Annotated in this window: 17 protein-coding genes and 1 tRNA gene; 14 read left to right on the top strand and 4 right to left on the bottom strand. The window is 31.0% G+C overall.

The window, feature by feature from the left end:
- Positions 1–193 precede the first annotated feature (193 nt).
- Both ACHRV0_RS20410 and lpxA read left to right on the top strand, forming a co-directional pair.
- Positions 194–757, top strand: a complete 564-nt coding sequence (locus ACHRV0_RS20410) for a Crp/Fnr family transcriptional regulator (RefSeq protein WP_395442261.1) — start codon at positions 194–196, stop codon at positions 755–757.
- Positions 758–821: 64 nt separating this feature from the next.
- Positions 822–1,592: an acyl-ACP--UDP-N-acetylglucosamine O-acyltransferase gene (gene lpxA / locus ACHRV0_RS20405; protein ID WP_395442260.1), complete on the top strand. Its 771-nt coding sequence runs from the start codon at positions 822–824 to the stop codon at positions 1,590–1,592.
- A 110-nt stretch (positions 1,593–1,702) separates the two neighbouring features.
- Here lpxA and ACHRV0_RS20400 read toward each other — a convergent pair whose 3' ends face one another.
- Both ACHRV0_RS20400 and ACHRV0_RS20395 read right to left on the bottom strand, forming a co-directional pair.
- A complete protein-coding gene (locus ACHRV0_RS20400) occupies positions 1,703–4,126 on the bottom strand; it encodes an ABC transporter permease (protein WP_395442259.1) in 2,424 nt (807 codons plus the stop codon).
- 4 nt (positions 4,127–4,130) lie between these two features.
- Positions 4,131–4,844, bottom strand: a complete 714-nt coding sequence (locus ACHRV0_RS20395; RefSeq protein WP_129025602.1) for an ABC transporter ATP-binding protein — start codon at positions 4,842–4,844, stop codon at positions 4,131–4,133.
- Positions 4,845–5,122: 278 nt separating this feature from the next.
- Here ACHRV0_RS20395 and ACHRV0_RS20390 point away from each other — a divergent pair, with 278 nt between their 5' ends.
- The 10 genes from ACHRV0_RS20390 to ACHRV0_RS20345 all read left to right on the top strand — a co-directional run bounded on the left by ACHRV0_RS20390 (position 5,123) and on the right by ACHRV0_RS20345 (position 16,724).
- Entirely contained in the window at positions 5,123–6,472 is a 1,350-nt protein-coding gene (locus tag ACHRV0_RS20390; RefSeq protein WP_395442258.1) for a sigma-54-dependent transcriptional regulator, read from the top strand.
- 1 nt (position 6,473) lies between these two features.
- Positions 6,474–7,805, top strand: coding sequence for a sensor histidine kinase (locus ACHRV0_RS20385; RefSeq protein ID WP_395442257.1), 1,332 nt, complete (start codon positions 6,474–6,476; stop codon positions 7,803–7,805).
- Positions 7,806–7,943: 138 nt separating this feature from the next.
- Positions 7,944–8,537 (top strand): YdeI family protein, encoded by a 594-nt coding sequence (locus ACHRV0_RS20380; RefSeq protein WP_129025595.1) that lies wholly within the window; start codon positions 7,944–7,946, stop codon positions 8,535–8,537.
- Between the two features lie 39 nt (positions 8,538–8,576).
- On the top strand, positions 8,577–9,140 hold the full coding sequence (locus ACHRV0_RS20375; RefSeq protein ID WP_129025593.1) for a DUF4256 domain-containing protein: 564 nt from the start codon (positions 8,577–8,579) through the stop codon (positions 9,138–9,140).
- Positions 9,141–9,224: 84 nt separating this feature from the next.
- Entirely contained in the window at positions 9,225–10,601 is a 1,377-nt protein-coding gene (locus ACHRV0_RS20370; protein ID WP_395442256.1) for a hypothetical protein, read from the top strand.
- A gap of 253 nt (positions 10,602–10,854) precedes the next feature.
- Positions 10,855–11,994: a helix-turn-helix domain-containing protein gene (locus tag ACHRV0_RS20365; RefSeq protein WP_395442254.1), complete on the top strand. Its 1,140-nt coding sequence runs from the start codon at positions 10,855–10,857 to the stop codon at positions 11,992–11,994.
- A gap of 133 nt (positions 11,995–12,127) precedes the next feature.
- Positions 12,128–13,213 carry a serine hydrolase domain-containing protein gene (locus tag ACHRV0_RS20360; RefSeq protein ID WP_395442253.1) on the top strand — a complete coding sequence of 362 codons (1,086 nt, stop codon included), beginning with the start codon at positions 12,128–12,130 and terminating at the stop codon, positions 13,211–13,213.
- A gap of 449 nt (positions 13,214–13,662) precedes the next feature.
- Positions 13,663–15,132: a serine hydrolase gene (locus ACHRV0_RS20355; RefSeq protein ID WP_395442252.1), complete on the top strand. Its 1,470-nt coding sequence runs from the start codon at positions 13,663–13,665 to the stop codon at positions 15,130–15,132.
- Between the two features lie 163 nt (positions 15,133–15,295).
- On the top strand, positions 15,296–16,081 hold the full coding sequence (locus ACHRV0_RS20350) for a TlpA family protein disulfide reductase (RefSeq protein ID WP_395442251.1): 786 nt from the start codon (positions 15,296–15,298) through the stop codon (positions 16,079–16,081).
- Positions 16,082–16,337: 256 nt separating this feature from the next.
- Positions 16,338–16,724: a MerR family transcriptional regulator gene (locus ACHRV0_RS20345; RefSeq protein ID WP_395442250.1), complete on the top strand. Its 387-nt coding sequence runs from the start codon at positions 16,338–16,340 to the stop codon at positions 16,722–16,724.
- A gap of 480 nt (positions 16,725–17,204) precedes the next feature.
- Here ACHRV0_RS20345 and ACHRV0_RS20340 read toward each other — a convergent pair.
- Together ACHRV0_RS20340 and ACHRV0_RS20335 are read right to left on the bottom strand one after the other, a co-directional pair.
- A tRNA-Val gene (locus ACHRV0_RS20340) sits at positions 17,205–17,282 on the bottom strand.
- A gap of 178 nt (positions 17,283–17,460) precedes the next feature.
- Entirely contained in the window at positions 17,461–18,687 is a 1,227-nt protein-coding gene (locus tag ACHRV0_RS20335; protein WP_395442249.1) for a bifunctional folylpolyglutamate synthase/dihydrofolate synthase, read from the bottom strand.
- A 131-nt stretch (positions 18,688–18,818) separates the two neighbouring features.
- On the opposite strand from ACHRV0_RS20335, the gene ACHRV0_RS20330 reads away from it, so the two are divergent.
- Both ACHRV0_RS20330 and ACHRV0_RS20325 read left to right on the top strand, forming a co-directional pair.
- Positions 18,819–19,511: a MotA/TolQ/ExbB proton channel family protein gene (locus ACHRV0_RS20330; protein WP_129025578.1), complete on the top strand. Its 693-nt coding sequence runs from the start codon at positions 18,819–18,821 to the stop codon at positions 19,509–19,511.
- 3 nt (positions 19,512–19,514) lie between these two features.
- A complete protein-coding gene (locus ACHRV0_RS20325) occupies positions 19,515–19,910 on the top strand; it encodes a biopolymer transporter ExbD (protein WP_089055379.1) in 396 nt (131 codons plus the stop codon).
- Positions 19,911–19,928 lie beyond the last annotated feature (18 nt).

Raw genomic sequence — 19,928 nt, 5'->3', positions numbered from 1 at the left:
AAGCGACGGCTGTGCTTTTAGTTTTCAGCTGTTTTAAAGTTATTTTTATTCTTTTTATATGTGGAATTATCTTTGAATGGAAAAAGTTCTTTATAGGCTTTTATTTTGTTGAGATATGCATAAGTCTAGGGTTAGAAAGAAATTTTAAAGCTTGTTAATTATATTGATAAATTTGTTTAAGATAATTTGGGATATGAAGGAACTAATAAATGTAATTAATAACTTTCAAAAGCTGGATCAAGAAACTGAAGACGCAATAAAAGAATATTTTGTTGAAGAAAAGTTTAAGAAAAATCAATTAATTATTGAGGAAGGTAAAATATGTGATAAAATCTATTTTATTAAATCTGGTACTATACGGCGTTTTTCTATAGTAGAAAATGTAGAGGTTACAAAATGGATTTATACCGACAATCAATTTGTTACTTCGATGAGTAGTTTTTTTGAGCAAAAACCATCATTTGAGATTTTTCAAACTTCAGATGAAACTACTGTATATTCTTTATCTTTTGATGATGAGCAAATTTTGTTACGCTATCCATTATTTTCTAGTTTTCACTTAAAATTGCTTAGGCTTTATCTCTCTAAAATAAATGAATTTCATCATCAGTTTAGATTAATGAGTGCTCAGGAGAAGTATTTGTATCTTCTTAAATCATTTCCTGAAATTATTAAGAAAGCCAAACTGAAAGATATTGCCTCACTTATTGGTATAAGTCAGGAAACTTTAAGTAGAATACGTGCTTCAATTACTTGACATTAGGTCAAAAAATGATGTTTTCTTTTTTTCAATATTTGTATACTTATTAAATTAGTAAATATTGAAAAATACTGTAATTGGAAATGCTGCTGTTATTGGAAACAATGTTCGTATTGGAAATTTTTCCACTATTGAAAATGATGTTGTTATTGGGGATAATACTTGGATTGGTAATAATGTTACTTTGTTGAACGGTGCAAGAATTGGTGAAAACTGCGAAATTCATTCGGGATCTGTAATAGCTGGAAATCCGCAAGACTTGAAGTTTAAAGGCGAATATTCATTACTTGAGATTGGAAATGAAACAATTATTCGCGAGTTTGTAACGATAAATAAGGGAACAGCTTCTAAAGGTAAAACAAAAATTGGCAATCATAATTTGATTATGGCTAATGCTCATATTGGACATGATTGTTTTATTGGAAATAATTGTGTCATTGGTTTTAATGTTGGAATGGCAGGCGAGGTAACTGTTGGAGATTGGGCTACTATCAGCGGTTTATCAGCCATACATCAATTTTCAAATATTGGTGATCATAGTATGATTTCTGGAATGAGCAGGGTTGTAAAGGATGTTCCGCCATATATTACGGCTGCACATGAACCTTTGAGTTATGCTGGTTTGAATAGTGTTGGCCTGAAAAGAAGAAAATTTGAAATTGAGAAGATAAATGAACTAAAAGAAATTTATCGAATTATTTTTCAAGAAAAAAGAAATACAACTTTAGCGTTAGCATTAATTGAAAGTAAATTTGAAGAAAGTATAGAAAGAAATTTGATTCTTGATTTTATAAAACAATCTAAAAGAGGAATTGTAAAAGGATCATTATAATTGAGTATAGCAGTAAGCTGAATTTAAAACCGTCTAAACTAAAAAAAAACTCCTTAATTTTTTAAGGAGTTTTTGATGAATAATGGTTAACAGTTTAAAAATTATTTAGATTATTCATATTTTAAATATTGTAAAACATCAACTTTGGTCGCTTGATACGCTCTCGAAAGTACTACTGCAAGAGTAAGCACTAATAAAATGGTAAAACCAATTAAAAATGGTGAAACAGAAATAGTAACTCGATAAGCAAAATTTTCCAACCATTTGTTTAATAAATAGTAAGCGGGAAATAATGCGATCATAAATCCTATAATGCTAAAAAGAATGTATTGTTTGCAAAGCTCTTTCAATAAAACATTAGTTTCGGCGCCAAGGGTTTTTCGAATAGCGATTTCTTTCATACGTCTTTCGATTGAGTACGAAGCTAAAGCAAATAAACCAATAAGAGCAATTACAATAACAATCACGTTTAGTAACGAAAAAAGGTTCTTTTGTTTAACATAGCCGCTATAGGATCTTTTGTATTCCTTATCAACTAAATCATATATAAAAGGATATTCGGTGTCAACTTTCTTTAACCATAAATTTTCTATATCAGCAATAGTCTGCTGCATAGTTTTAGGATCAGCTGTTATATAAATATTGTTCAAAAGGCCGCTAAACCACGATACGCTTTTAAAATGAAATATTGACATTGGCGGTACAGCTTCGCCAGGATGTCCAATATTGAAATCTTTTACAACTCCCACGATAATAGCTTCCTTCCCGTCCCAGTTTATTTTTTTACCTATAGGATCTTTCTCGTTTAATAATTTTAAAGCGGTTTCATTAATTAACATTGAATTAATGGTGTCCTGAGAATATGCAGGATTTAAATAACGCCCTTTAACTATTTTTATTTTCATCATTTCAAGAAGTCCAAAATCTATTGGAATATTACTCCCGTCTATATTTACATCTTTGTAATGATAGGAAATTACAGATTTTGCACCTCTTCCCATAACAAAGCCGCCGCCTGCAACTTGTTTTACCCCTTTTATGCGAAGCAATTGGTTTTTGATATTATTGTATTTGCTAAATTGATTTTTATCTGTAATTTTTTCGCCATAGATGTTTCGATAAGAGATGTCAAGAATCTGGTTTCCGTTAAACCCCAAATCTTTAGAATTCATATAATCAATTTGCTGATATACAATATAAGACCCAATAATAAAGAAGGCTGCTACGGCAAATTGAAATATCAACATTCCGTTGCGAAGCCAGACACCGCTTTTGCTTCGAATAAAATTGCCTCTTAAAACTTTTAAAACTTCAAAATTCGAAACATAAATTGCAGGAAATATTCCAGCGACGATTACAGTTACAACAAAAATAACAGCTAATTGCAGATAGAATTGTCCGCCTTGCAATGCTAGGTTTTTTTCTAAGAAAGCATTATAATAAGGAATTGAAAGCTCGACAATTACAAGAGATATTAAAATGGAGAACAATAAAATTATAGCCGTTTCAAAAATAAACTGTTGTATTATATTCGCTTTAGAAGCTCCGATAACTTTTCGGACACCAATTTCTTTTGCTCTTTTTACAGCATTTGCAGTAGCAGAATTAACATAATTGACAATAGATAATATCAAGATTAAAATTGATAAGCCAACAAAGATTAATAAAAGTTGATAATTTCCATTGGTTTCTATTAGACCGCCAGTTTTGGTATGCAAACGAATAGAAGCTAAAGACTCTAAATGAGGTTTTACTTGTCCATATTTTTTAATAAACTCTTCTGGAGCCATACCTTGAAATTTGGCTTGAGGCACCGTCATGTTATCATAATAAACTTTAGCCAGATTTTTGCTGACCAAACCTATATCAGTTGGATTTTTTAGTTTTAATAAAAGAATGAACTGAAAATTTCCCCATTGTTGAATGGTATTTTTTACTCTTAAATCCATAAAATTGACTACACAAGAAGGATTAAAAATCGACTTTTTGTCTAGTTTGTAAACTCCTCGAACAACCAAAACCTGATTCTGCAAGACTACTTTTTTGCCAAATGCACTTTTATTTCCAAAAAGCTGTGCCGCCAAATCTTCAGATAAACAAATGCTGTTGCCATCTGGTAAACCTGTTTTTGCATTTCCTTCTATAAATTGATTGGGGAAATAATCAAAAAAGTTTTTTTGTGCTACAAGAATTTTATCAGACTGTATTTTTTTACCTTCAAAATGAATGATTTCATTATCATAATTTCCATTTACATAACAATAAGATTCGACTTCAGGATTTGTGTTTTTTATTGTAGATCCTATCGGAGCAGAACTTGAAGCCCAATATGTAGTAGGATCCATTTGATTTGCTACCAAAAAGACATTGTCTTTATTAGGGTTCCATTGATCATAACTCTGTTCGTCGTTCCAATATAAAATTGCAAAAATTAATCCCGCGATTCCAATGCTCAAACCCAAAACATTCAAAGCCGTAAAGAATTTGTTGTTTTTGATGTGATATATAAATATGTTAATCCAGTTTTTCAGCATGATCTTAGTTGTTTAAAGTTGTTGCGAAAACATCAACATTTTTATGATTTAATTTTTCTGAAAGAATGATTCCGTCTTTCATTAAAATTGTTTTTTGCGAAAACGAAGCGTCATAATCAGAATGTGTTACCATTAAAATTGTTGCTCCGCTTGCATGAAGATCAGTTAGCAATTCCATTACCTCATTTCCATTTTTACTGTCTAGATTTCCAGTCGGCTCATCGGCAAGAATAATTTTAGGATCATTAATCAAAGCTCTTGCTACGGCAACACGCTGCTGCTGACCACCTGACAGCTGCTGCGGAAAGTGTTTTAAGCGATGTGAAATGCCTAATATGGCTGCAATATCTTCTACTTTTTTCTTTCTTTCAAAAGAATGCAATTTATTGTAAAGCAACGGCAATTCAATATTATCATAAACAGATAACTCATCAATTAAATTAAAATTCTGAAAAATAAAACCAATGTTTTCTTTTCGAACTTTCGTTTTTACTTTTTCATTAGTACCAATCATTTCTCGATCCAGTAATTTATAGCTTCCATCTGAGGCGCTGTCTAATAACCCGATGATATTTAATAAAGTTGATTTTCCACTTCCAGAAGGTCCCATAATCGAAACAAAGTCGCCTTCATTGATTGTTAAGGAAATTTGGCTTAATGCTTTTGTTTCTACTTCTTCAGTTCTAAAAGTTTTTGAAAGTTTTGTAATACTGATCATAAATGCTGTTTTAAAGATTGATGTTTGATGATTACTTTTAGTGCCGAAGTAAAAGAAACAGTTCGAAAATTAAGATGTTTACAATATAATTGATGAATGTCTATTTTTGTTACTTTTACCAGCAAAAAAGATTCTCATATTTGATGATTTATTAGTCTAAATGTGATTTTCGTGCCAAAAATTTAAAATCTGTAACTGCTTTATTTTTACGTTTTTATTTTTTCAATACTAATTAAACTGTCCAAAAATGGACAGCTTTCGTCCAAAACCGAACAAAAATGAAAAAAACAAACGCTTCAATATTAATCATCGACGATCAGGAAGATATTCTTTTTGCATCAAAAGTGTACTTAAAAAAGTACTTTGAAGAGATTTATACACTCAATAATCCAAAAAATATTGTCGAATTATTATCAGAAAAAAGTATTGATGTTGTTTTACTAGACATGAATTACAGAATTGGTTTTGAAGATGGAAGGGAGGGCTTGTATCTTTTAAAAGAAATAAAAACACTTTCGCCAAAAACTGTTGTGATTTTAATGACGGCTTTTGGTAAAGTTGAAACAGCTGTTGAAGGGTTAAAATCTGGAGCTTTTGATTATATTTTAAAACCTTGGGAAAATAAAAAACTATTAGAATCTGTAAAGCTAGCCGTCGATAAATCTAGAAAGGATCAGAAAAAACAAAAAGCGGCCGAAATTGAAAATGACTTTTTCATAGGAACTTCAGAGATTATAAAAAAGGCATATTTATTGGCCGATAAAGTGGCAAAAACAGATGCTAATGTTTTGATTCTTGGCGAAAACGGAACGGGAAAATTTGTTCTCGCACATCATATTTACACTAAATCTGAAAGAAAAAACAATCCTTTTATTGCGGTTGATTTAGGTTCGTTGAACTCAAATATTTTTGAAAGTGAATTGTTTGGTTATGCAAAAGGTGCTTTTACCGATGCCAAAATCGATACGCCGGGACGTTTTGAAATGGCGCAAAACGGAACTATTTTTTTAGATGAAATAGGAAATGTGCCTTTGCATCTGCAATCAAAATTATTGCAGGTTATTCAAACTAAAACCGTGACAAGATTGGGCGAAACAAAAGCAAGACCATTAAATGTCAGGATTATTACGGCAACTAATTTAAATTTAAAATTAGAAGCTGCTGATAAAAATTTCAGGGAAGATTTGTATTATCGAATCAATACCATGGAAATTGTCCTGCCTCCGTTAAGAGAGCGAAACGAAGATAAAATTCCGTTGGCTGAATATCTTTTAGAAAAAATGGCAGCAAAGTATGGACGGGGTGAAATTACTTTTGATAAAAAAGTTTTGGAACAAATTGAAAAACATGCTTGGAATGGAAATATTCGTGAAATGGAAAATAAAATTGAACGCGCAGTAATTCTTTGCGAAAACAATCTCATTTCTGTTTCTGATTTGGATTTAGAGATTATAACGCCTTATGATGAAAGCGCAGATGACATTCAGCTTTCTTCCGTAGAAAAAGCGGCAATAGAAAAAGCACTTTTTAAAAACGGCAATAATATTAGTAAAACTGCTGATGATTTGGGATTGTCAAGGGGATCGTTGTACCGACGTTTAGAGAAGTATAATATCAATATTAGTTAATATGTTTAAAACTTTTCAAACTTATAAATTGTTGTTTTTTCGATTGATTTTAATTGTCATTGGAATCGAATTTTCTATTTATTTTTTTAAAATAGGACTGTTGTTTACGGGTATTTTCGGGCTTTTTATTGTTTTCCTAATAGCTCGTGAAACGTATTTTTATGTCCGCAATTTTATTTTGCTCTATGACAAAACCATTTCATCGATTTTGCAAAATGATTTCACATCAGATTTTACCAAACATAAAATTGATAAAAATTATATCGAACTGTTTCAATTGTATGATACGATGAAGAACAGGCAAAACGAACAGGTTTCAAAAGATATTATTTATCGTTCGATTCTAAATAATATTGAAACCGGAATTGTTATTCTGCAAAAGCAAGAAAGGGAGTGGAATGTTTTTTTAATGAACGATTATTTTTCTACCTATTTTAATGTTCCAAAAGTTTCGAGATGGAAATATCTTAAAAACCAGCTTCCTGCTTTATGTGAAATCATTGAAAAGGATGATTTTCAGGAAATAAAAACATCGATCGAAATTAGAGTAAACGAACAAAATCAGCAGACATTTGTTTTGCAGGCTTCTCGAACTGAAATTTTTGAACGTGATTATTGTATTGTACTCCTCGATTCGATTCAGAACGTTGTTGAGAAAAAAGAAAAAGAAGCGTGGGTAAATTTAATGAAAGTCATTTCGCATGAACTTTTAAATTCGATAACGCCAATTCGATCTATTTGCCAAAATTTACAAGATTTAGTCGATCAAGATTCGCTGTCAGCAGAAGACTTAGAAGATGTAAAAAATAGTGTCGAAACTATGCTGAGACGAAGCGATCATTTGCAAAAATTTGTCGAAGGTTATCGAAAACTTGCCATGCTGCCTTCTCCCAAAAAAGAGAAAACAGAACTGCAGTATTTAATTGATAATTGCATTCAAATCATGAATCCATTATTTGTTGAACAGCAAATAAAGATAGTAAATACAATTTCGTTTAAATATTGGATTAATGTTGATACGCATCAAATGGAACAAGTATTAATTAATTTGCTCACAAATTCGATTCATGCTTTAAAAAACTGCGGCGAAAAGCGAATTATAATTTCGGCTGAAGCCAAAGAAAACAGAACTTTTATTAGAATAATTGATACTGGAATTGGAGTAGAAAAGGAAATAGAAAACAAAATATTCCTGCCGTTTTTTACAACAAGAAATGAAGGTGCAGGAATTGGTTTAACATTATCTAAAAACATTGTTGAAGCGCACGGCGGCTATATTGCAAATAAAAACGAAAATGGAAAAACTGTTTTCGAGATTTGTTTGGTTGAATAGAATTTTATTCAAATTTTAATGGTCCATTCGTTTATTATGCTTTTTAAAATTATTGAAGAGCATATTTCTTTAATAGGATTTTTTCTAAATTAGCAAAAGTATAAAGTTTAAAACGGTACTAACCTAAAGTGAAATTTCATGACAAAAGGCAACGAGAATCCTAAAGTTGATTTTTATTTTGATAAAGTTGAAAAGTGGCAAAAGGAATTGGAACAACTTCGAGAAATTGCCCTCGATTGTCAGCTTACTGAAGAATTAAAGTGGGGAACCCCTTGTTATACTTTAGGAAAAAGTAATATTGTTTTAATTCATGAGTTTAAAGAATATTGTGCTTTTTTGTTTTTTAAAGGCGCTTTATTAAAAGATACGAACGACATTTTAATTCACCAGTCTGAGAATGTCCAGGCAGCACGTCAAATTAGATTTACGAATCTTAAAGAAATAATTGATCAAAAGACGATTTTGAAAACCTACATTTATCAGGCAATCGAAATTGAAAAAGCGGGTTTAAAAGTCGAATTGAAAGAGACAACCGATTTTGAGGTTTCGGCAGAGTTTCAAAAGAAGTTAGATGAAATGCCTAATTTAAAAAAAGCTTTTGAAGCATTAACACCAGGAAGACAAAGAGGCTATTTACTGCATTTTTCGCAACCCAAACAATCTAAAACCAGAGAATCAAGGGTCGAGAAAAATATTCCTCAGATTTTAGAAGGAAAAGGACTGAAAGATTAATTTATTTAAGGGAATGTTCAAAACAAGAAATACAAGATCATGAATACTACTAATAAACTATCGCCAGAAGGAACCGAAGAACTGCTTAAGGTTTTGGAAACTCGTTTTTTGAAAAATTTGAATAGACATCAAGGAATTGATTGGAGTAAAGTCGAAGCAAAACTAAAAGCAAATCCAGAGAAATTATGGTCGCTTGATGAAATGGAAAGAACAGAAGGCGAGCCAGATGTTGTAGGTTATGATGCGAAAACGGATGAATATATTTTTTATGACTGTTCGCCAGAAAGCCCAAAGGGACGCCGAAGTATTTGTTACGATCATGAAGCACTTGAAAAAAGAAAGGAACACAAACCTAAAGACAGTGCCATAAATATGGCAGACGAAATGGGGATTCAAATTTTGAACGAATCAGAATATCGAGAGCTGCAGAAATTGGGTAAGTTTGATGCTAAAACTTCAAGTTGGATCAAAACACCTGCAGATATTAGAAAACTTGGCGGCGCTGTTTTTTCAGATTTTCGTTATAACACCGTTTTTGTATATCATAACGGAGCAGATTCGTATTATGCCGCGAGAGCATTTCGCGGTTCTTTAAGGATTTAAAAAGATATATTTTTTAGCTCGATTTTTAACAAATAGAATTTAATACGTAACTCTACAAATTATTTTAAACCCTAATAGGATTGTATGAAAAATAAACTTTGGCTCTTGTTTTTACTTTTGACAACTTTAGCATTTGGACAAAAGGCAGTTTTTAAAATTAAATATTCAGAACAATTAGCTGTTTTTGTTTTTTTACAAAATCTTTCTGAGAATTCTCCAGAGAATGTTTTTAAAACAGAATTTCAAAAATCAAAATATTATACGGAGAAATACAAAAGTATAGCTTCAAAGTTTGGCCTTTTAAATATTTACTATAGTTTTCCATTTGAGGATTATCCTTATGGTTTAAAAAAGTCGATGCAGACAGAAGATTTACTGAAAAAGAACTTGATTGAAACTGATAATTTAAAAGATTTCAAAATACGTTCAATTGGTTTTATTCCTAATAAAACGTTGAATGATTTGGCAGAAAGTATTTCAGAGTTTACACCTATTTACAACGAGCTGATTTATAATCCAAACAAAGAGAAATTCGAAAAACAAATTGTAGAAATTACAAAATATTCGAACGAACATGACATGGAAAAGTATTTTCAAACGGGACTTACATTTTATAATTCCAGCTGGGATACTTCAATTCCATTCGAAATAGCTTTTTATCCACTGCCTAATTCTAAAGGATTTACTGCCCAAGCTTTCTGCAATAACTTTATTAGTGCCGTGCAGACTGATTTAGATTCATACAAAGATTTGTTTAGTGTTATGCTGCACGAAACCTATCATATCATTTATGACGAAGAATCGCTCGAAGTAAAAAAAGATATAGATTCTTATTTTAAAGAAAATAAATCAAAGTACAGTAATTATGCGTATCAGCTGATGAATGAAGTTTTGGCAACGGCATTAGGAAATGGATATGTTTATGAACAATTAGACGGGAAAATTGATGATGGAGATTGGTATAATAGAAAATATATCAGTCTTATGGCGAAACAAATTTATCCATTGGTTATAGAATATATTAAACAGAAAAAGGGAATTGACAGAAACTTTATAGATAATTACATCAATCTGTATGAGAAAAATTATCCGAATTGGATAAATGACCTTGATAATATCATGGCTTACAGATATGTAATTTCTGAAAATGAAGAAGACGTAAATGCAATAAGAAAAATGTTTCGTTACCGTTCCAGAACCGAATTTGATTTTGAATTAACAGAAGCAAGTATTGACAAAATGAAAAAATCACCGCTTACTAAGGTTATAATTGTTTCGACAAATAGTGCCGAGAAGTTAAAGCTGGTGCAAAGAAATTTTACAGAGTTAAAAAAATATAAATTTAATCCAGACAAGGAATTTACAGATATGATTTTCTTAAACGATAAAAGTCAATTGATACTAGTGAATCAGAAAAAATCGACACTTGAAACTCTTTTTAAATCGGTAAAACAAGAATAGAGAACATAAAACGCAGGATTTCAGAGTTTTGCTTTTTCGCTTGATTTTAAGAAAAAGAGAATAATAAAACAGTAAGAAATTATTTCTTTTTCAAGAAAAAGGAAATAATAAAAAGTGAAAATATTTCATATATTCGCTTTGAAAAAGAACAAGTTTACCGCTGAAGTACAGTTAGAAAAATATACTAATATTTGGAGGCAGATCTAAATAAGCAGGTTATAATTATAAACAATAATACCACTAAAAAACAAAAATGGATAAGATTAATTTATTAATTGTTGCAACCATAATTACTTTGTTCATTTCAGTATTGCTTATATTTTTTCTGCTCACAGTTAAAACAAAAGACAAAACAAGTAATATTCTTTTTGCTGTTTTTCTATTAATAAACGCAATCGATTCAAGTGAGCCTTTGTTCGGATTAATGTTCGACAGACCTTCAAATTTGGGAATATTCAGATCTACAATTGCGTTTCTTCAAATCCCGGTTTTTTACTTGTATGTATTATCAGTTTCTTATTCTGATTTTAAATTTAAACGAAAATATCTTTTACATGCGCTTCCGTTTTTAATTGTAAATGCTGTTTTGGTGCCGCGCTTCTATGCCGTAGATGATGCTGCAAAAATGGATTTTATAATAAATCGTCAAAGTATGATCGAATTGCAGTTTATTCATGTTTTAATACACATTCAGATCATTGTTTATTTTGCGGCCATTTTTATGTTATTAAAAAGAGCCAAAAAACTGTATCTCGAAAATAATGCAGGTACTCATGTCAATTCCTATAATTGGTTATTTCAGTTTGCGACACTTCTTTCAATCTTGTATGTAGTTGCCATTGTAAAAAATATTTTTAAGTTTTCAGAATATCCAGATATCTCCGAATGGATAAAAGCTGGAATTATGTTAATGCAGCCCTTCATTATTTGCTGGTATTTATTTAAGGCTTTAAATAATCCAGATTTATTCAGGAACATCGATTCAAAATTAAAACTAGTTAAAGACATTGTTTCTGAAGAAAGAATTAATGCGCCCACAGCTGTAACTGAAAAAGTATACAGTGAAGAGTTATTGAAACTGCAGCAATATATGAGTGAAGAAAAGCCGTTTCTTAATCCTTCTTTGACAATACAAGATGTCTCAAACGACATTCAAATTCCTGTGCGAGATTTGTCGCTTTTAATCAATCATAAATTAGAGCAGCACTTTTACGATTTTATTAATGCCTATCGTATCGAAAATGCAAAGAATATTTTAAAAGACGTTACAAAAAGTAAAGTAACAATTTTAGAAATTCTGTACGAAGTAGGTTTTAATTCAAAATCTTCGTTCAATACTGCTTTTAAAAAGCATACCGGTTTTACTCCTACTGATTTTCGCAAGGCGTTGTAATTCATAGTTTTGTAATTATTCGTACGCGTTTTTTTTTACAAATGCGTACGAGTAGTTTTATTCGGTCGCGTATCATAAGTTTCTTTCGCAAGTTTGTATCGAAATAAATTTATAACCATAAAAATACGATACCATGAAAACTTCAGTAAAATTTTTAGCAGCACTTTTATTAGTAACTAACTTTTCTTTTGGACAAGGAATTTCTCAAAGAATAGATTCGATAATAAAAGATAGTCACCAAAAAAATCCCAATGTAGGCATTAGTGTAGGCTTTGTTCTAAACAATGAAGAATATTATACCGCATACGGAAATTTGAATGCAGAGAGTCAAGCTAAAATTGACAAGAACTCTATATTTGAAATAGCATCAATTACTAAAATTTTAACTTCAAATTTAATAGCACAAGCCGCTATTGAGAAAAAATTGAAATTGGAAGATTATATAGACAGTTATCTTCCAAAAGAATATGTACTGCAAAGCAATCTTAAAAACAAAATTAGAATTTCAGATTTAGCTTCTCATCAATCAGGTTTGCCAGATATCGATTTTGGAAAACTAATGGAGTTAAATCCGCAACAGCCTGTGAGCAGTGTAACGAAAGAATCATTGGTTGCAATAGTTAATAACTGTTCTGAATTAAAAGATTATGGTAAATACCGTTATTCTACAATTGGGTTTACGTTACTTGGGCAGATATTAGAGAAAGTATATAATAAAAGTTACGATGAGATTATCACAAGCAAAATGATAAAACCATTAAAAATGGCTAGTACTTTAACTAAGGATTTTAATGTAAAGAACCGTACAACTGCTCACAATCCTGAAGGAGGTATTCAAGAGTTTTTTAATTGGAATGTTACTGCACCAGCAGGATTAGTTAAATCGAATGCTTCTGATATGGTTACCTATTTAAAAGCAGTTTTAAACAAAGACAATAAAGTAGGTAAGGCAGCTGTGATTACTGAAAAAATATTTTATAAAGATGAAAAGAGAGAATTAGGATTGGGGTTAAATATTATGACAGATGATAAAAACACAATTTATATGAAATCTGGAGACTCAATGGGACAATCTTCAATAATATGTTATGACAGAGCTAAAAATTGGGGAATCATAATACTGTTAGATTATAGAAACTCAAAAATGAGACAAACACTTCTGAATTCAATTTATGATACAATTTTGAAAGATATGAAACCTGATAATGCAAGTTTGTAACAGACACAAATAATATCATTAAAATAGAATGTAAAAACTCCTTAAGAAATTAAGGAGTTTTTTACGTTTGGATAAATCAGTATTCCAATTATCTGTTGCTTTATCGGATGTATTTATAAGTAAATAGGAAAGTAGAATAAATTGTGTTTTCCTTTTCTAGGTTTTCTCTTTTTGGTTTAGAATAAATCAAGCAATTTTATCTGTTGTGTAAATAATATTGGAGTTCGAATTTTCAGAAACTGAAGTTTTTTTAGTTCGAATAAAAAATAATGATCTTTCAAAAACGCATTTGTTTGTTGTTTCAATGTGTTGTTTTTTAATGTTTTGTAATTACTCGTACGCATTGCTGAAGACAAATGCGTTCGAATAGTTTTATTCGGTCGCATAGGTTTAATTTCTCCCACATCTTTGTACCGAAATAAATTTCTAACCTTAAAAATCACGATACCATGAAAAACATTATTTATTTATTACTTCTTATAGTAACAGTCGCAAGTGCTCAAACAAACAAAAAAGCAATTGCAAAAAGTAAAGATTATAGCTTTCTAACAGACAGTTTAAATATTGATCCACAATTAGAAAAATATAAACTTGCGGGATTTAGTCTTGTTGTTTTCGAAAACTACAAGATTGTGTACTCAAACCAATTTGGTGTAAAATCAATAGATTCAAAAGAAAAAATAGATCAAAACACTGCTTTTTCTACAGCTTCAATTTCAAAACCAATTACAGCGCTTCTTTGTTTTATTCTTGAAGAAAAAGGATTAATTAAATTAGACGACCCAATTGATGGTTATTTAAAACGCTGGCATTTACCAAAAAGTAAGTTTATCGAAAACAATAGACCAACTTGGAAACAATTTTTAAATCATACCGCTGGCACAAGTCAAAGCGGATTTGCAGATCACTATGAAGGCGATACAATCCCAACCATAAAAGAAAGTCTTTTAGGGAAAATTCCGAGATACGATAAAGAAATTGAATTCTTGTTTGAACCTGGAACAGATTGGGCATATAGCGGCGGCGGTTATGTAATTGTTCAAATGGCTTTAGAAGATACTTTTAAAAAATCTATAGCTGAACTAGCAAAAGAGTATATTTTTACGCCTCTTGGATTAAAAAACACTACAATGATACAGCCAAATGAAAAAGGATTTCCGACAAATACAGCTCTTGTACATGATGAAAATGAAAAAGTTATTAGAACAGGTCTGTCAATTACACCTCAAGTTGGAGCGTCAGGAATGTGGTCTACACCAACTGATTTAGCTCTAATCGCTATTGAAATGCAAAATGCTTTGCGCAATAAAAACAATAAAGTGATTTCTCATGATGTTGCTCAAAAAGTGACAGAAGTAACCGCTTTAAAAGATGCCGTTGGCGGCTGGAGTTACGGATGGCAAAAGTCCTTTGGTTACAATAACTATGATTGGTTTATGTGTAACGGTTCAAATACAGGAGTTGGCGGAAGTATTTTTGCAACGATGACAGATGGAAACGGCTTTACATTTTTAACCAATGGCGAAAAAAAGAATCGTTTTCCTGTAATGGGAAATACTCAAAGAACACTTTTAAGAGTGATGGGCTGGAATAAAAATACCTCGAATGAAGAAGTTCAGGAAATACCTTCAAGTTTAAAAGAAAAACTAGTTGGGACTTACGATGATTTTCTTTATGCACAAGGTGTAGAAACAAAAATTGTAGAAAAGAACAATCGCCTTTATGTTGAATCTGTGTTATTGGATCACTTTAAAGGGAAAAATGATAATGAGTTGGTATATCTTAAAAATGGATATTTTAGAATTATAGATTATCCAAACTTGTTGAAATTTGGTTTCAGCGACGGAAAAGTAAATTCTGTAACCTTAACAAGAGATAAACTTAGCGCTAAAGTTGAATTAACCAATACAGGGAAATAGTCGTTTCGCGATATTGTTTATCACTCTGAATTTTAAATTATTACGAACAGAGATATTTCTTATATTAGCAAAAAGTAATTTTTTAGCACATAGTCTTGAAGCTTCAGGACTATGTGTTTGCTGTTTATAAAAAACAATAATCTTCTTAATTACCAATTAAAATATGAAAAAACTATTCTTCTTTGTTTTTATAATAATTGCTCAATTTTTTTACGGACAAGATAAAGTGGCAAAAAAGCCCGAATATGTATTGATAATCAACAACGAGATTGGTACGATGGCAGATGTTGAGAAATATGGTGCCGATGGTTATGTTAAATCTATGGTTAAAGGAGTTTCTGAAAACGAAAGAAATGAGCTGGCCAAAAAGTTTGGAGATAAAATAGGAGATAAGGAGTTCGTAATTTTAATTGAGATTTTCAGCGAGCAAGAAAAAATTGAAAACGATAAAAAAAATGCCACTCAGTCTGAAAAAAGCCAAAAATTGGTAAAAGAAGACGAGTACATTTTAAAACTAAATGAGAAAGCAAAAGACTTTACTTTAAAATTAATAGATGGTAAAGAAGTAAAACTTTCTGATTTAAAAGGAAAAGTAGTTCTAGTAAATTTTTGGGCAACTTGGTGTGCGCCTTGTTTAATGGAGTTCTATGAGATACCATCGAAAATTATTGAGCCCAATAAAAACAATGATTTTGTATTTTTAGCAATTTCAAGTGGAGAAACTAAAGAAGTTGTTTCGAAAAAAGTTGCTAAACTGAGAAAAGACGGAATCGATTTTAATTATGGAATTGATCCGAATGGGAAAATATGGAATGAGTTTGCGAAAGGTTCAATCCCGAAAAACTTTTTATTAGATCAAGATGGAGTCTTGAGATTTATGTCAACAGGAAATACTCCCGGCAATTTAGATAACATCGCTGCCGAAATTAAAAAACTGCTGACAAAATAATCTTTTTTGATTTTTAAAATAAATTAAGTTTTTAGGAAAATGAAAGCGATAGAAAACTCCTTAAGAAATTTAAGGAGTTTTTTTATGCAAATATTTTGTGATTACTGTTGTGCTATACATCTGTTTTCGTTAATATTAAAATTACTTTATTTCTTTTGTTTTAAAAATTTAAAAAACAAAATAAGTAGTATATTTACAACCTAAAAGCATAGACTATACTCTATGCTTTGTTGTTTTGTATTTAAAAAAAGAAGCTATGCTTATAAACGAATTATCAAAGAAAACGGGATTATCAATTCATACTATTAGATATTATGAAAATCTAGGAATGATCAAGGGATTAACTAATGAAGAAGTGAAGTCTAATAATTATAAAAATTACGATGATAATGTCGTAGAGCGTTTAGAAATCATCATAGAAGCAAGAGAAGTCGGCTTTACATTAGCAGAAATAAAAAAAATATTAACCACTTGGTTCGAAAGCACTGATTCGAAACCTGAAACACTTGAACTTTTTCAGTCAAAAATAAAAGAGATTGATGATAAAATGAAATATTTCAAACAGACTAAAAAGCTTCTTGAAAAAGTATGTGAGAAATTGGAAAGTAATGGAGCAACACAAAATGTTGTGGGGAAATATTAAAAACAAGAATTTACAACAAATCACAAATAAAAACAAAAAGATTCGCGAGGTTTAATTTAAAAACTTCGCGAATCTTTACGTTCACCGATATAGAACTTATTTATCTTACCAAACATAGCCCGTGGTTTCAACCACAGGGACGCGATGTATTTAAAAACACGTTTCCCGTGGTTGAAACCACGGGCTATATTTTAATATAATTAATGGAAAATCTTTATAGCGTTACTTTTCTATTAAAAGATACTTTCATATAAAAAACAATAAAGAACTTTAAAAACAAAGAATGTAAATAAAAATAACGGGGCGTTTTCTTTTAGATCAAAATTCAGACGTGTTATAAATGTGGAATATTTCCTTTTTAGGCTAACTAATATTTATGCTTAATTTTTGCTAGTCCACAGGTTTTTGTCTTGATCTCCGATTTCTTGTAAGCTCAAGAGTAGAATAAAAAAAAACTCCTTAATTTCTTAAGGAGTTTCTTGGTGGGCGATGAGGGGTTCGAACCCCCGACCCCCTCGGTGTAAACGAGGTGCTCTGAACCAGCTGAGCTAATCGCCCTATTTTACTAGGTTGCTATCGTTTGTGATTGCGAGTGCAAATATACGCTAGTTTTCGAGTTCTGCAAAGGATTTTGAAGAAAAAATAAAACTTTTTTTAAAATAATTTATATCTGTCTGTTTATGAATTTGTTATTAAAATGATTTTTTTAAAGTTTTTTGTAGATCAAAAGTATATTTTAACCCAAAGGCAGTTCGGCAACAACAAAAGTGCTTCCGCCAACGTAAATAAAATCATTTTCCGAAGCATTTTTCTTCGCTTCCGCGAAAGCGCTTTCAACAGAATCGTATTTTTCTCCTATTAATTGATGCTTTTTTGCTTCGCTCTGCAAAATTTCGGTGCTTAATCCTCTTGAAGAATTTGGACTGCAGAAATAATATTGCGCTTCTTTTGGAAAAAGCGGTAAAATAGAATCTAGATCTTTATCATTTACAACGCCCAAAACAATATGTAAATTATCAAAAGTTTCTTTTTTAATCTGGTTCATTACAACCGTTAATCCATGTTTGTTATGTGCCGTGTCACAAATAATTTTTGGATTCTCGCCAAGCTGCTGCCATCTTCCTTGTAATGCTGTATTTTTAACCACATTCAATAAACCCAATTTTATACTTTCATCTGAAACTTTAAAATCAGTAGTTTTGTTTATAATTTTAATAGTCTGCTGTACCGTTTTTTTATTATGAAACTGATAATCTCCAATTAAGTCAGACGGGAATACATCGCTAATTAAATCAGAGGCAAAATAAATAGGTGCTTTTTTTTCTTCGGCTTTAGCTAAAAAAACAGGCTGTGTTTCAGCAGTATATTCACCAACAATAACAGGAATGTTTGATTTTATAATGCCGGCTTTTTCACCTGCAATCGCTTCTAGCGTATTTCCTAAAAACTGAGTATGGTCTAAACCTATATTGGTAATTACAGAAACTAATGGAGTAATAATATTAGTAGCATCAAGTCTTCCGCCCAGGCCGACTTCAATAATGGCAATATCAACTTTTTCAGATGCAAAATAGTCAAAAGCTAAACCAACAGACATTTCGAAGAAACTCATGTCATTAGCCTCAAAAAAGCTTTTATGCTTTTCGATAAACTCGCACACAAAATTTTCAGAGATTTCTTGACCGTTAATTTTAATACGTTCTCTGAAATCTTTTAAATGCGGCGAAGTATACAAACCAACATTATATCCAGCTTCATGTAAAACCGAAGCCAGCATATGAGATGTTGACCCTTTTCCGTTTGTTCCAGCAACATGTATGCACTTTAGCTGTGTTTCTGGATTACCAAGATGTTCCGCCAGTAATTTGATGTTTGTGAGATCTTCTTTGTATGCCGAAGCACCTTGAAGCTGATACATTGGTAATTGATTAAACATCCAGTTTGTAGTCTCTTGATAGTTCATTTTATTTGGATAAAATAGTTGGTAATTGAAATAATTTTCGTTTTTTTTAGTTTAATATTACAATGAAAATTATCTTTAGTGCAAAATTGAAATATTTTTTAGAATTAATTATTAAAAACAAGAATTAAAATATGTTTAGCCTCATTCAATTACAAACAGATACCATTGCAAACGCATCTAACGTAGTTATCGAAAAAATTGCTCCCAATACCGAAATTTCTGTTTTAGGTTTTATCTTAAAAGGAGGTTTCTTCCTAATTCCAATCGCGCTTTTATTATTTTATACTATTTACATCATTTTTGAGCGTTATATGTATATCACTAAAGCGTCAAAAATTGATAATAGATTAATGCAGGATGTTGGTGATAAATTGAATGCAGGAAATATCGAATTGGCTAGAACAATTGTAGAAAGAAGTAATACCGCTGCAGGAAATATCTTGAAAGAAGGAGTTCTGGTTATTGGAAGACCAATTGCCGAAATAGAATCAAATATGGATCGTGCTGCCGATATTGAAATTGGTGAAATGGAACGCCGTTTAGGACATCTTGGACTTATTGCAGGTATTGCGCCAACTCTAGGTTTTATTGGAACAATTTCAGGAGTTATTAAGATTTTCTACAGTATCTCAGTAACAGAAAATATTAGTATTGGAAACATTTCTGGAGGTTTATATGAGAAAATGATCAGCTCGGGATCAGGATTAATTGTTGGAATTATTGCCTATAGCGCTTATCATTTATTGAATGGAAAAATTGATGATTTTGCCTTAAAAATTCAAAAACAAATATTAGAATTTGTAAATATAATTCAAAGAGCATAAGGTATGTCTATTAAGAGAAAAAGAAGATTTCATGCTGAGGTTGCAACTTCATCGCTGAGTGATATTATGTTTTTCCTGCTGTTGTTTTTCTTAATTATTTCAACACTTGCAAACCCTAATGTTATCAAGATGACTTTGCCAAAAGCCAAGGCAAATGAAAAAACAAATAAACAATTAATCAGTTTATCCGTTACCGAAGATAAAAAGTTCTACATCGACAAAGAACCCGTGGACTTTGAAAATCTAGAAACAAGTTTAATGACAAAAATAGGAGCAGACAAGGAGCAAACGGTTGTAGTTCGTATTCCTTTTAATTTGCAGGTTCAAGATTTAGTTGATGTTTTGCAAATAGGAGTAAAGAACAATTTGAAGTTTGTAATTGCTACTAGTCCGAAGTAGATTTAGTATTAGGGCGTG

Source organism: Flavobacterium sp. FlaQc-30 (assembly GCF_044005885.1).
Taxonomy (GTDB): Bacteria; Bacteroidota; Bacteroidia; order Flavobacteriales; family Flavobacteriaceae; genus Flavobacterium.
This window is presented reverse-complemented; position numbering and strand designations above follow the sequence as displayed.

Bases quoted from the DNA above. Each gene is read 5' to 3' on its own strand.
- ACHRV0_RS20390 (WP_395442258.1), top strand. From the start codon at position 5,123: ATGAAAAAAACAAACGCTTCAATATTAATCATCGACGATCAGGAAGAT.
- ACHRV0_RS20335 (WP_395442249.1), bottom strand. From the start codon at position 18,687: ATGAACTATCAAGAGACTACAAACTGGATGTTTAATCAATTACCAATG.
- ACHRV0_RS20350 (WP_395442251.1), top strand. From the start codon at position 15,296: ATGAAAAAACTATTCTTCTTTGTTTTTATAATAATTGCTCAATTTTTT.
- ACHRV0_RS20375 (WP_129025593.1), top strand. From the start codon at position 8,577: ATGAATACTACTAATAAACTATCGCCAGAAGGAACCGAAGAACTGCTT.
- ACHRV0_RS20380 (WP_129025595.1), top strand. From the start codon at position 7,944: ATGACAAAAGGCAACGAGAATCCTAAAGTTGATTTTTATTTTGATAAA.
- ACHRV0_RS20385 (WP_395442257.1), top strand. From the start codon at position 6,474: ATGTTTAAAACTTTTCAAACTTATAAATTGTTGTTTTTTCGATTGATT.
- ACHRV0_RS20365 (WP_395442254.1), top strand. From the start codon at position 10,855: ATGGATAAGATTAATTTATTAATTGTTGCAACCATAATTACTTTGTTC.
- ACHRV0_RS20360 (WP_395442253.1), top strand. From the start codon at position 12,128: ATGAAAACTTCAGTAAAATTTTTAGCAGCACTTTTATTAGTAACTAAC.
- ACHRV0_RS20345 (WP_395442250.1), top strand. From the start codon at position 16,338: ATGCTTATAAACGAATTATCAAAGAAAACGGGATTATCAATTCATACT.
- ACHRV0_RS20330 (WP_129025578.1), top strand. From the start codon at position 18,819: ATGTTTAGCCTCATTCAATTACAAACAGATACCATTGCAAACGCATCT.
- ACHRV0_RS20355 (WP_395442252.1), top strand. From the start codon at position 13,663: ATGAAAAACATTATTTATTTATTACTTCTTATAGTAACAGTCGCAAGT.
- ACHRV0_RS20410 (WP_395442261.1), top strand. From the start codon at position 194: ATGAAGGAACTAATAAATGTAATTAATAACTTTCAAAAGCTGGATCAA.
- ACHRV0_RS20370 (WP_395442256.1), top strand. From the start codon at position 9,225: ATGAAAAATAAACTTTGGCTCTTGTTTTTACTTTTGACAACTTTAGCA.
- ACHRV0_RS20395 (WP_129025602.1), bottom strand. From the start codon at position 4,844: ATGATCAGTATTACAAAACTTTCAAAAACTTTTAGAACTGAAGAAGTA.
- ACHRV0_RS20325 (WP_089055379.1), top strand. From the start codon at position 19,515: ATGTCTATTAAGAGAAAAAGAAGATTTCATGCTGAGGTTGCAACTTCA.
- ACHRV0_RS20400 (WP_395442259.1), bottom strand. From the start codon at position 4,126: ATGCTGAAAAACTGGATTAACATATTTATATATCACATCAAAAACAAC.